The organism is Micromonospora sp. ATA51 (assembly GCF_016802855.1).
GTDB classification, from domain to species: domain Bacteria; phylum Actinomycetota; class Actinomycetes; order Mycobacteriales; family Micromonosporaceae; genus Micromonospora; species Micromonospora sicca.
Window position 1 is genome coordinate 1 of record NZ_JAEVHJ010000267.1, and the last position, 9608, is coordinate 9608.

10 protein-coding genes and 1 pseudogene are annotated in these 9608 nt (G+C 67.7%); 4 read left to right on the forward strand and 7 right to left on the reverse strand.

All coding sequences use genetic code 11. The features are described 5' to 3' along the window. The 3 genes and pseudogenes from JNW87_RS29210 to JNW87_RS40915 form a co-directional block, all read left to right on the forward strand. Positions 1-132: pseudogene (locus JNW87_RS29210) on the forward strand (IS630 family transposase); the annotation flags it as partial. A 242-nt stretch (positions 133-374) separates the two neighbouring features. Then, on the forward strand, positions 375-770 hold the full coding sequence (locus JNW87_RS29215; RefSeq protein ID WP_255544484.1) for a recombinase family protein: 396 nt from the start codon (positions 375-377) through the stop codon (positions 768-770). Further along, positions 703-1401 carry a zinc ribbon domain-containing protein gene (locus JNW87_RS40915; protein ID WP_309234110.1) on the forward strand — a complete coding sequence of 233 codons (699 nt, stop codon included), beginning with the start codon at positions 703-705 and terminating at the stop codon, positions 1399-1401. The genes JNW87_RS29215 and JNW87_RS40915 overlap by 68 nt, the downstream gene beginning before the upstream one ends. A 494-nt stretch (positions 1402-1895) precedes the next feature. Here JNW87_RS40915 and JNW87_RS29225 read toward each other — a convergent pair whose 3' ends face one another. From JNW87_RS29225 to JNW87_RS29250, 6 genes are all read right to left on the reverse strand, one after another. Further along, entirely contained in the window at positions 1896-3164 is a 1269-nt protein-coding gene (locus tag JNW87_RS29225) for an FAD-binding oxidoreductase (RefSeq protein ID WP_238454758.1), read from the reverse strand. Between the two features lie 142 nt (positions 3165-3306). Continuing rightward, positions 3307-4905, reverse strand: a complete 1599-nt coding sequence (locus JNW87_RS40920) for a thiamine pyrophosphate-binding protein (protein ID WP_238454759.1) — start codon at positions 4903-4905, stop codon at positions 3307-3309. Next, positions 4898-5860, reverse strand: coding sequence for an agmatinase (gene speB, locus JNW87_RS29235; RefSeq protein ID WP_238454760.1), 963 nt, complete (start codon positions 5858-5860; stop codon positions 4898-4900). The genes JNW87_RS40920 and speB overlap by 8 nt, the downstream gene beginning before the upstream one ends. A 4-nt stretch (positions 5861-5864) precedes the next feature. Beyond that, entirely contained in the window at positions 5865-6626 is a 762-nt protein-coding gene (locus JNW87_RS29240; RefSeq protein ID WP_305070471.1) for an amino acid ABC transporter ATP-binding protein, read from the reverse strand. After that, complete coding sequence (locus JNW87_RS29245) at positions 6626-7528, reverse strand: amino acid ABC transporter permease (RefSeq protein WP_238454761.1); 903 nt, start codon at positions 7526-7528, stop codon at positions 6626-6628. Before JNW87_RS29245 ends, JNW87_RS29240 begins: the two co-directional genes overlap by 1 nt. Before the next feature lie 6 nt (positions 7529-7534). Beyond that, positions 7535-8398: a transporter substrate-binding domain-containing protein gene (locus tag JNW87_RS29250; protein WP_238454762.1), complete on the reverse strand. Its 864-nt coding sequence runs from the start codon at positions 8396-8398 to the stop codon at positions 7535-7537. A gap of 196 nt (positions 8399-8594) precedes the next feature. On the opposite strand from JNW87_RS29250, the gene JNW87_RS29255 reads away from it, so the two are divergent. Then, on the forward strand, positions 8595-9182 hold the full coding sequence (locus tag JNW87_RS29255) for a helix-turn-helix domain-containing protein (RefSeq protein ID WP_238454763.1): 588 nt from the start codon (positions 8595-8597) through the stop codon (positions 9180-9182). A 226-nt stretch (positions 9183-9408) separates the two neighbouring features. On the opposite strand, the gene JNW87_RS29260 is transcribed toward JNW87_RS29255, so the two are convergent. After that, positions 9409-9608 (reverse strand): hypothetical protein (locus JNW87_RS29260; RefSeq protein WP_238454764.1); only part of this gene is annotated, 200 nt, incomplete at its 5' end.

Genomic DNA, 9608 nt, shown 5'->3' on the forward strand with positions numbered 1-9608 from the left:
AACACCTGGATCGAGGCGTGGAACGCCGACCCGAAGCCCTTCGTCTGGACCAAGACCGCCGACGAGATCCTGGACAGCCTCGCCAACTACTGCACAAGACTTAATCAACTAACCAACGACTCGGAACACTAGACGAGTAATTCCTAAGTCGGTGCGGGGCTGCGAACGCAGCGAAGGGTGTTGATGATCCGTTTGTGACGACAGACCTCAACACCCTTCTCACCGCACTGTACGTGAAGATCGACGACTGCTGGGGCAGGCCCGCAGGGCCGGTCGGCCACCGAAGCTGTCAGACGCCGAGCTGTTGACCCTCGCGGCGGGAGGTGTCCCGAGCGCGGCATCGCACGACCGCAGCCATGTCCGCCCAAGCCGAGATGCAGGGTCGACATCTCGGCGGCCGACCTCCCTACGGCTACCGGCTGGTTGACGCCGGCCCCCACCCCAACCGGGCCCACGCTGCCTGGGGACGACGCCTGCAGCGCCTGGAACCCGACCCGGCCACCGCACCCCACGTGAGGTGGATCTTCGAACGGCGGCTCGCCGGTCGCAGCGTGGCCAGCATCGCCCGCGCCCTCAACGACAACGGCCTGCCATGCCCGTCCGGCGCGGACCCGGCACGTAACCGGCACCGCAGCGGCCAGCGCTGGATGCTGACCACCGTGGCGGCGATCCTGGGCAACCCCCCGCTACACCGGCCGGCAGGTGTGGAACCGGCAACGCACCGACCACGACGGCATCGACCTCGACGGCACCATCACGCGGCATCATGAGGTTCAGCGGTGGAACGTCGCCCCGCAGTGGGTTATCTCGCACCAGATCGCCCACCAACCACTGGTCACCGAGGAGCAGTTCGTCGCGGCCCAGGCCATCCACACCGCGCCCACCCCCACCGATGGCGCTCCTCGCCGCTACCTTCTGGCCGGCCTCGTGTACTGCGGCGTCTGCGGCCGGATCATGGACTCGCACTGGGTCCATGGCCGTCCCGGTTACCGCTGCCGCCACGGCTACACGAGCAGCACGGCCTCGCCCCGACCGAAGATCCTCTACATTCGGGAAGACCATCTGCTGGACCACATCCGCCACGACCGCGGACTGCACCGTCACCATCCCGCGCTGCGCAGCCCCGACCCGGAGAAGCTCGCCTCCTACCTGCGCACCAACAACATGATCATCGTGTGTGATCACCACACCTGGACCATCGAATCCGAGACCGCGATCCACCCGCTCCCCTGCGGGGAGCTTCCTCGCAGCCACAGCAAGAATCCCCGTCCCAACGGGACGGGGATCACGCAACACACGAAGAACCATCACGCTTCGTGTGGAAATAATGTGTCCAAAACACGAACCATTGCCCCGCCGCCGATGACGATCGGCAAGACGTTGAGGCTCACACAACTCTAGCTGTTTGGTGACCTCTTCTGGCCCGCCGAAGAGGTCACCGAGCAGGAACCCCTGGTCAGGGCGTTGCCAGCGAGATCGGGGTACCAGCCCGCGAGACGAGCGCCACCAGATGGCAGATCAGGAGATGCACGCCGATCAAACGCAGCGACGGCTGAGCTGCCGAGGCCCCGCAGGGTCGGCCGCCGGGTTGAGGTCACACTTCGGACGCGGTTGAAGATCTCACCGGCACCCGAAATGATCGTCACGGGGCACATCACCCGGCCTTGGCTTTCGACCTGCGCATCACACGACGCCCACGACGCGGACCCACGGTACGGTCTAGTCACCCACCCCGTCAGTGAGCGCCATCGGCCGAGGGTGTTGCGTACATCGGCCACGTCACCGGGCCCGAATGTGTCGTAAACCATCTTGCAGCTGCCGGTCCGACGTTGATCCAGCCGTGTGAGGTTCTCGTTGCCCTGCTACCACCGGTCATCACCCCGGTCCAGTGGTGCTCATTTTCGACTCAGACCCTCGCCCATGCTCAGGACTTTGCCGGGGTTGAGGATGTTGAGCGGGTCGAGCGCGTGCTTGATGGACCGGTGAGCCGTGAGCGCCACCTCCCCCAGCTCCGCCTCGAGCCACGAGCGTTTGAGCAGTCCGACGCCGTGTTCCCCGGTGATGGTTCCGCCGAGGTCGAGACCGAGCCGCATGATCGCGCCGAACGCCTCCAGCGCCCGAGCCGCCATGTCTTCGTCGGCGGGATCGAAGACGACTGCGGGGTGCATGTTGCCGTCGCCAGCGTGGCCGGCGCAGGTAACCAGGACGCCGTGCTTCTGGCCGATTCGCGCTACCCCGCGCAACAGATCGGCAAGCCTGGCACGTGGGACACAGACATCATCGACGAGGTCGGCGCCGACCGCTTCGTGCGCGGGCCCGACCAGCCGGCGCGCCTCAATCAGAAGCTCTCCCTCGGCGGGATCCTCCGCTACGACGACCTCGCCCGCACCCAGCCGCCGGCAAACCTCGGCGAACGCATCGAGGTCTGCGGCGGCCCGATGCTCGTCGTCGGACTGGGCGATGAGGACCGCCTCGGTCTCCGGCGGGAGCCCAAGCTCCCGGTACGCCGAGACGACCTTGATGGTCGGTCCGTCCATCAACTCGAGCAGCGATGGCCGTACGCCACTGCTCAAGTAGTCGTTGACCGCGATGCATGCCGCTCCGACGTCGGTGAATATCGCGGCCGCGGTCAACGGCGTGTTCGCCTTCGGCCTAAGGCTCAGCGTCACCTCGGTGACCACTCCGAGCGTCCCCTCGGAGCCGACGAACAGGTGGGTGAGGTCGTACCCGGCCACTCCCTTCGCGGTCGCCCGGCCGGTGCGCAGCACCGAGCCGTCCGCGAGGACGACTTCCAGAGCGCGTACCCAGTCACCGGTCACGCCGTACTTCACGCAGCACAGCCCGCCGGCGTTGGTTGCGACGTTGCCGCCGATCGTCGAGCTCTCCCATGACGCCGGATCCGGCGGGTAGTAGAGGCCCCTTTCGGCGACCGCAGCCGAGAGCGTCGCGTTGACGATGCCGGGCTGCACCACGGCGATCTGCTCGCCTGAGTCGATCGCCAGGATCTGGTTCATCCGTTCGAGGCTGAGCAGCAGGCAACCGTCAACGGCGTTCGCGCCACCGGCCAGTCCGGTGCGCGCTCCCTGCGGCACGACCGGGACGCGGTGCTGCGAGGCCAGGCGCAGGACGGTGGACACCTCGGCGGTGGAGCGGACCCGCACCATTCCCGCCGCCGTGCCGGCGGGACAGAAGCTGGCCGCGTCCGTCGAGTACGTGCGCAACACGTCCGGATCGGTCAGGACGGCCCCTGGTCTGAGTTCGGCCGCGAGTTGTGCGAGCACGGCCTGGACATCGCCCACGGGCGTCCTACCCGACCTGGTAGTGGATGACGGTGGGGCGGTCGGCGGTGAGTGCCTGCGAGGCCATCCAAGCGATCTCGTCGGCGGTGGTGGCGACGACACCGTGGGCGCCGATCGCCCGCGCCAGGGCGGGGATGTCGGGCCGGTACAGGTCGACCGCCTGGGGAGTGATGCCGCGCTCGACCATCTGCTCCCGGATCTCGGCGTAGCCGCCGTTGTCGACGATCACGATCGGTAGGGCCAGCCGCTGCTCGGTCGCGGTGATGAGTTCCTGGATGCTGAACATCGCCGCGCCGTCACCGAAAAGGCCGATGACCGGGCGGGCAGGGGCTGCGAGCTTTGCCCCGATCGCCGCTGGCAGTCCGTATCCGAGAGTTGCGTAGCCGGTCGGGTAGAGCAACCTGTTGGCGGGCGTGAACGGCCAGTGGTGCACGGTGCCGTAGTAGGTGACCTGCGAGCTGTCCCCTGCCACCACCGTATCGGCGGGTAGGGCAGCGGCGAGCGCCCGCTGGATCGGCTTCCACGGTCCTGCGTCGTGGTCCGCCTCCGCCGCGATCGCGTCCCGGTGGGCCTGCGGCGGCTCGACCGGTCGTGGTGCGAACCCCTTGTCCCGCAATACCTCCAACACGTCGCCGAGGACCACGGAGGCGTCGCCGACGATGGCCAGATCGGCTTGGACGTTCTTGTGCATCTGGGCCGGGTCGAGGTCGATCCGGATGACCATCCGCTCCCCGGCGACGCCCGGCCTCAGCCTCCCACCCCAGAGGTCCGCGTCACCGACCTCACTGCCGACGATGAGCAGCACGTCGGCCTCGTCCGCCACGTCCCGGGCGGCCTCCAGCCGTACGGCGGCACCGAGCGCCGCCGGGTGCCTCTCGTCGAGTACGCCCTTGCCGTTGACCGTGGTGAGGACTGGGATGCCGTACTCCGCCATGGCGCGAATTTCGCCAGCTGCGCGGCGTGCGCCGCCACCGGCGAGGACGACGGGGCGGGTCGCAGCGGCGATCGCGACGGCGATGGCCTCGATCGCGGCGGGACCGGGCCGCACCGGGCCCGGCACGCTGCGCACCGGGGCAGGCCGGCGGGTCCACTCGCCCTCGAGCACGTCGACCGGCACCTCGAGGTGGATCGGGCGCGGACGACCGGTGGCGAACCGCTCGAAGATCGTCGCGACGACCTCCGGGATCTCGTCGACGTGCTCGACGCGGATGCTGCGCCCGCACACCGCATCGAGCGCGGCCTGCTGATTCTTGACCTCGTGCAGCCAGCCGACGTCGGCGCCCACCCTGCCTCGGGGCGGTCCGGGTGAGACGGCCAGGGTCGGCACCGAGTCGGCGTACGACGTCGCCAGCGCGGTGATGGCGTTGGTGATGCCGGGACCCGAGGTGGTGATGAACACTCCCGGGCGGCCGCTGACCCTGGCGTAACCGTCTGCGGCGTAGCCGGCGCCCTGTTCGTGCCGGGTGACCACGTGCCGGATGCCGGAGGCCGGCAGGTAACGGTAGAGCTCAAGGTTGTGGGTGCCGGGGATGCCGAACACGTCGCTAACGCCGTGCGCGACCAGCGAATCGATGACGGCCGCGCCGCCGGTCACCTCTTCACGCACGGGTGCCCCGCTGGCCGGCGGCCATCGCGCTGATCAACTCGTACGCCGCGTGCGCGGCCGCGATACCGGTGATCTCCGCGTGGTCGTACGCCGGAGCCACCTCAACGACGTCGGCGCCGACGAGGTTGAGCTCGCCGAGGGCGCGCAGGATGTTGAGCAGTTCGCGGCTGGTCAGGCCACCGGCCTCGGGCGTGCCGGTGCCGGGGGCGAAGGCCGGGTCGAGGACGTCAATGTCGAGCGAGACGTAGGTCGGCCGGTACCCAACGCGGGCCTTGATGCGGTCGACCGCACCGCGCCAGCCGAGGTCGTCCATGTCGTGCGAGCCGATGACCTGAAAGCCGAGCACGCCGTCGTCGGTGAGGTCCTTGCGGGAGTAGAGCGGACCGCGGATGCCGACGTGCATGCTGCCCGTCCGGTCGATGAGGCCCTCTTCGCTGGCGCGCCTGAACGGTGTGCCGTGGGTGACCGGCGCACCGAAGTAGGTGTCCCAGGTGTCCAGGTGGGCGTCGAAATGCACGACCGCCACCGGCCCGTGCAGCTCGTGCATGACCCGCAGCAGCGGCAGGGCGATGGTGTGGTCGCCGCCGATGGTCATCAGCTTGGCGCCGGTGCCGACGATCGCCCTCGCACCCTCGTCGATCTGGCGGATCGCCTCTGCGATGTCGAAGGGGTTGCAGCCGATATCGCCGGCGTCCGCGACCTGTTGTACGGCGAACGGTTCGATGTCCTGGACCGGGTTGTAGTCGCGTAGCAGCTTAGATGCGGCGCGCACATGCCCGGGTCCGAACCGCGCGCCGGGTCGGTAGCTGACACCGGAGTCGAAAGGGACGCCGACGATCGCGACATCCGCCCGGTCCACCTCATCCATCCTGGGCAGCCGCGCGAACGTGGCCGGGCCGCCGTACCGGGGGGTGACGGTGGCGTCGACCGGTCCGCGATGTTGGGTGAAAGTCATCTGTTCACAGCACTTTCGAGAGAAACGCCTGGGTGCGGCGGTGTTGGGGATTGCCGAAAACCTCACCGGGGCTGCCTTGTTCGACGATGACGCCGTCGTCCATGAAGATCGCCCGATCGCAGACCTCCCTGGCGAACCCGATCTCGTGGGTGACGACGATCATGGTCATCCCGTCGGCGGCGAGGTTCTTCATCACGTCGAGCACCTCGCCAACGAGTTCGGGATCGAGCGCCGACGTCGGCTCGTCGAAGAGCATCAGCCGCGGTTTCATCGCCAGGGCGCGGGCAATGGCCACCCGCTGCTGTTGACCCCCGGAAAGCTCACCGGGGTAAGCGGCGGCGCGCTCGGCCAGGCCAACCCGGTCGAGCAGTTCGAGGGCGTACGACCGGGCGCCCTCCCGGCTCTCACCCTTGACGTAGATGGGGGCTTCCATGACGTTTTCCAGCGCCGTGCGATGCGGGAAGAGGTTGAACCGCTGAAACACCATGCCCACATCCCGCCGGGCCGCCGCCACCTCGCGCGGTCGCAGCTCATACTTCTTCCCGCCGTGCCGCCGGTAGCCCACAAGCTGGCCGTTGACGCTGATCTCACCACCGTCGATGGACTCGAGGTGGTTGATGCAGCGTAGGAAGGTGCTCTTGCCCGATCCGGACGGCCCGAGCAGCGATACGACCTCGCCGGCGGCGACCGACAGGTCGATGCCCTTGAGCACTTCGTTGTCGCCGTAGGACTTGCGCACCCTGCGTGCCTCGACCATGGCGGTCATCAGCGGCCTCCGATCGCCAGTCGGATGCGTTTGCGGGCGAAGGCCCCCGTGCCCCGGCTCATCCGCCGCTCGATTCGCGTCTGCACGAAGGTGAGCACGGTGGTAAGCACGAGGTACCAGATGCTCGCGACGATGAGCAGCGGGATCTGCTGGAAGTTGCGACCGTAGATCAGCTGAGCGGTCGTCATCAGCTCGGGAAGCCCGATGACCAGGACGAGCGAGGTCAGCTTGAGCATCGAGATCGTCTCGTTCGCGGTCGGTGGGACGATCAGCCGGCCGGCCTGGGGCAGCACCACCCGACGGTAGGTGACCCAGGGGCTCATTCCCAGGGCGTGAGCCGCCTCGGTCTGCCCACGGTCCACGGAACCGATTCCGGCCCGGACGATCTCGGCCATGTACGCCGCCTCGTTCAGGCCGAGCCCGAGAATCGCGGCGGTGAACTGCGTGATCAACGTGTTGGTGGGGACGCTGGCGAACGAGGGCCCGAAGGGGATGCCGATGCTGATCTGCGGGAGGACGGTCCCGAGGAAGAACCAGAAGAGCAGTTGTACGAGGATCGGCGTGCCTCGGAACAGCCAGACGTACCCGGCGCTCACCGCGCGCAGCAACGGGTTGTGGGACAGGCGCATGATCGCGAGCGCCGTACCGAGGACAACGCCGACGAGCATCGCGACGATGGTCAGCTCAAGGGTCAACAGCAGACCGCGCAGGATCGACCTCTCGAACAGGTAGCCGACCACCAGTTCGAGGCGGAGCTTGGGCGAGGTCGTGACGAAGTGGACGAACATCGCGGCGAGGACGGCGAGAATCGCGGCCGCGACCCACCGACCGGGGTGCCGCAGCCGGACGATGGGCTCGTCCGCGTGGCCCGCCCCGGTCGGGGTGATGGTCTCGCTGGTCATCGCCGGTCACTGCCCGGTGTTGATCGGCGCGCCCTTGAGTGTCTGGTCCTGGAGGTTCCACTTGGCCAGGAGCGCATCGTAGGTTCCCGAGTCGATCACCTTCTTGAGCGCGGCCTGCGCGGCGTCGCGCAGCTTGGGGTTGTTCTTCGGCACGGGGATGCCGACCGGCAGCGTGCCGAAGGGCTTCGCGTCCACCTGGAACGCCTCGGGCGAGGTCTTGACGTTGTAGGCGAGCGTCAGGTCCAGAGCGACCACGGCGTCGGCGCGGCCAGACTGCAGCGCCTGGACGGCGCTGGCCTGGTCGGGGAAGGGCTGCTTGTTTACCGCGGGCTTGCCTGCGGCAGTGCATTCCTTGGTGATGTCGTCGACGGACAGGTCGCCGGTCGAGCTCTTCTCGACCGCAGCCGTCCTGCCACACAGGTCGAGCTTGTCCTTGAGCCCCTTGGGGTTGCCCTTGGCGACCATGAAGGTGACGCCGGAATTGAGGTAGTCGACGAAGTCCACGGTCTCCTGGCGCGCCTTCTTGTCGATCATGCTGGTGAGGGCCAGGTCGTAGCGGCCGGCGTTGAGGCCGCCGATGATGCCGTCGAAGTTCGTGTTCTGGAAGTCGAACTTCACCCCGAGCACCTGACCGAGAGCCGCGCCCAAGTCGGCGTCGAAGCCGATGACGGTCTTGTTGTCGGTGTCGAAGAACTCCATAGGCGGGAAGCTCACCCCCGACGCGACGCGCACCTTTCCGGCGGACTTGATCACGTCCGGAAGCATCGCGGCGATCGCGTCGTCCTTGGTCAGCGTCGTAGCCGTGGCGGATGACGCCCCGGCGCCGTTCGTTGGAGCGGAGGCGGGGCCGGCCGCGTCCGGGGCGCGCAACCGGAGACGGCAGTCACGGTGGCGAGAGCGCCGGCGAGTACGAGATGACGAAGCCGCATGATGATCTCCAACGTTGGGGGTTTCATAGGAGACAACAAAGGTTGCTAAGGAGCATCGGGGGCGACATCATGTGATGTCAAGGGATCGGGCCGAGAATGGCCATCTCCTGGTCAGAAGTTGTGGAGGAATTACCCGCATGCGACCGCTGCCGGTGTCACCGACAAACAACGAGGTCCGCATCGGCGCGAAGCTGCGCGCCGCTCGCAAGGCACACGGGTTCACGCTCGACCAGCTCGCCGCGGCCGCCGGTCTGACCAAGGGCTTCCTCAGCCGCGTGGAGCGGGACGAGACGTCGCCCAGCGTGGCGTCGCTGATCACGCTCTGCGAAGTGATGAGCCTCGACGTCGGCTCGCTCTTCACCGCCTCTGATGCCACCCTGGTGCGCCGGGAAACAGCGCCCGCGATCAATCTCGGCGGTACCGGGGTCAGCGAACGACTCATGACCCCACGACGAGAGCCCAGGCTCCAGCTCATTCATACGGTCGCCGAGCCGGGCGGCACCGGTGGTACGGAGTTCTACACGATCAACTGCCAGCTCGAGGTGGTTTACGTGCTCAAGGGCGCGGTCGACGTCATCTTCACCGATCGACGCCAGAGACTCGCGGCCGGAGACGCCTTGACCTTCGCCGGCAACGAGCCGCACACGTGGATCAACACCAGCCAGACCCGCAGCGCCGAACTGATCTGGGTGCTGGCGCCCGCCCCGTGGAGCGGCAGCGCCTAAGGTCGGGTCGCCCGGCGGGATTTCACCCCCGGGCTCCCACAGAACCGTGCGTAACAGTCTCCCGTTACACGGCTCTTGTCATCCTGATCACCAGAAACGCGGTGTCCATGCCCAGTGGGCGAAGAGCCTCGGGTACTGGCGGGTGATGCGCTGCCAGCACTGTTGGGCCTTCCTGAACGGCCGCAGTCGTTTGTACTTCTTGCGGATCCAGCGCACCAGGTCAGGGTCATTGCGTTGTCGGGATGCTGCTGGTCACGGCGGTGATGAGGTCGTGGGGGCGGCGGTTCGCGCGTCGGGTGGCGCGGGCGATGTTGGCCTCGCCGTTGGTGCGGTGGTAGCCGATCGAGGTGTTACGCAGGGTCGCGAGGACGGCGGGTCCGGTGCCGGTCCGGGCTTGGTGGAGATCTTCACGGAAAGTGACGTCCC

Bases quoted from the DNA above. Each gene is read 5' to 3' on its own strand.
- JNW87_RS29215 (WP_255544484.1), top strand. From the start codon at position 375: ATGCAGGGTCGACATCTCGGCGGCCGACCTCCCTACGGCTACCGGCTG.
- JNW87_RS29225 (WP_238454758.1), bottom strand. From the start codon at position 3,164: ATGGTGCGGGTCCGCTCCACCGCCGAGGTGTCCACCGTCCTGCGCCTG.
- speB (WP_238454760.1), bottom strand. From the start codon at position 5,860: ATGACTTTCACCCAACATCGCGGACCGGTCGACGCCACCGTCACCCCC.
- JNW87_RS29240 (WP_305070471.1), bottom strand. From the start codon at position 6,626: ATGACCGCCATGGTCGAGGCACGCAGGGTGCGCAAGTCCTACGGCGAC.
- JNW87_RS29245 (WP_238454761.1), bottom strand. From the start codon at position 7,528: ATGACCAGCGAGACCATCACCCCGACCGGGGCGGGCCACGCGGACGAG.
- JNW87_RS29255 (WP_238454763.1), top strand. From the start codon at position 8,595: ATGCGACCGCTGCCGGTGTCACCGACAAACAACGAGGTCCGCATCGGC.